The sequence below is a fragment of the Streptomyces sp. NPDC089915 genome (assembly GCF_040684675.1).
GTDB lineage: Bacteria > Actinomycetota > Actinomycetes > Streptomycetales > Streptomycetaceae > Streptomyces.
The window spans coordinates 1-1,220 of sequence record NZ_JBFBGN010000395.1 but is presented as its reverse complement, the minus strand read 5'-3'; the positions used below and the strand labels follow the sequence as shown (position 1 = coordinate 1,220).

Here is a 1,220-nt window from a genome sequence, read left to right as displayed (position 1 = left end):
GCCGGGGCCCGGGGCCCAGTCCATGACGACGTCGGCCAGCACGAAGGACTCCTCGTACGCGCTGCCGCTGAAGCCGATCCCGGCGGCCTCGCGGACCGCGCTGCGCATCCCGTCGGCGCCTACGGCGTGGCCGGCGCGCAGGGTCTGGCCGGTTGCGGTGGTGAGGGTGACCCCGTCCGCGTCCTGGCTGATCGCGGTGACCTCGTACGGGCGGTGGACCTCGCCTCCGAGGGCGCGCAGGCGGGCGAGGAGCACGGCCTCGGTCTGGTCCTGGGGGACCATCAGCGCGTACGGGTAGGCGGTCGGCAGGCCGTCGAAGCCGATGGTGGCCAGGGGGCGGGCGCCGTCGCGGATCCGGAACGTGCCGACGGGGAGGCCGCGGCCGATCAGTCCGGCGGACAGGGAGCGGGAGGGGTCCAGCTCATCGAGGACCTCCAGGGTGCGGGCGTGCACGACGGCGGCGCGGGAGGTGTTGGCGCCCTCGGCCTGCCGGTCGAGGAGCACGAAGTCGATGCCGGCCTCGGCCAGGGTCACGGCGAGGGCGAGGCCGGTCGGGCCGGCGCCGACGATGGCGACCGTGGTGGCGGTGGGGAGCGGGGCGGTGCTGGTGCTGCTGTTGGTGCTGCTGCTGGTCATCGCGGGCCTCCTCCAGCAGGCCAACGCTCGTTGGCCAACGGTTGTTGACTCCAGGATGGCGCGGCCCAGCTGGCATGTCAACGCTTGTTGGCCTACGCTTGTTGGCATGACGGTACGACGCACCTCCGACCACACCAGGGCGGCGATCCTGCGGGCCGCCCGCGAACGCTTCGCGGTGCAGGGCTACGAGCGCACCACCATCCGCGCCATCGCCGCCGACGCCGAGATCGACCCCTCGATGGTCATGCGGTACTTCGGCAGCAAGGAACTGCTCTTCGACGCGAGCCTGGCCATCGACCTGCGCCTGCCGGACCTGGGCGCGGTCCCGGCGGCGGACCTGCCCGAGACGCTCGTACGGCACTTCGTGGCGCGGTGGGAGGGCGACCCGGCGGACGACGCCCTGCTGGTGCTGCTGCGCTCCGCCGTGACGAACGAGCAGGCGGCGGCCCGGATGCGGGAGGTGTTCGCGGCGCAGGTGGCCCCGGCGCTGGCGGCGGCCCACGGCCCCGGTGGGCGGCGAGCCCGGACGCACGCCTCCTTGACGGCCTTGATCAGCTCGTAGGTCTCCAGGTAGCGGCCGGCGA

2 protein-coding genes are annotated in these 1,220 nt (G+C 73.9%); one reads left to right on the top strand and one right to left on the bottom strand.

Features of this window, described 5'->3' with window-relative positions:
- The coding region (locus AB0O29_RS36120) for an FAD-dependent oxidoreductase (RefSeq protein WP_365160741.1) at positions 1-636 on the bottom strand (636 nt) is incomplete at its 3' end.
- A gap of 106 nt (positions 637-742) precedes the next feature.
- Here AB0O29_RS36120 and AB0O29_RS36115 point away from each other — a divergent pair.
- On the top strand, positions 743-1,198 hold the full coding sequence (locus AB0O29_RS36115) for a TetR family transcriptional regulator (protein ID WP_365160738.1): 456 nt from the start codon (positions 743-745) through the stop codon (positions 1,196-1,198).
- Positions 1,199-1,220 lie beyond the last annotated feature (22 nt).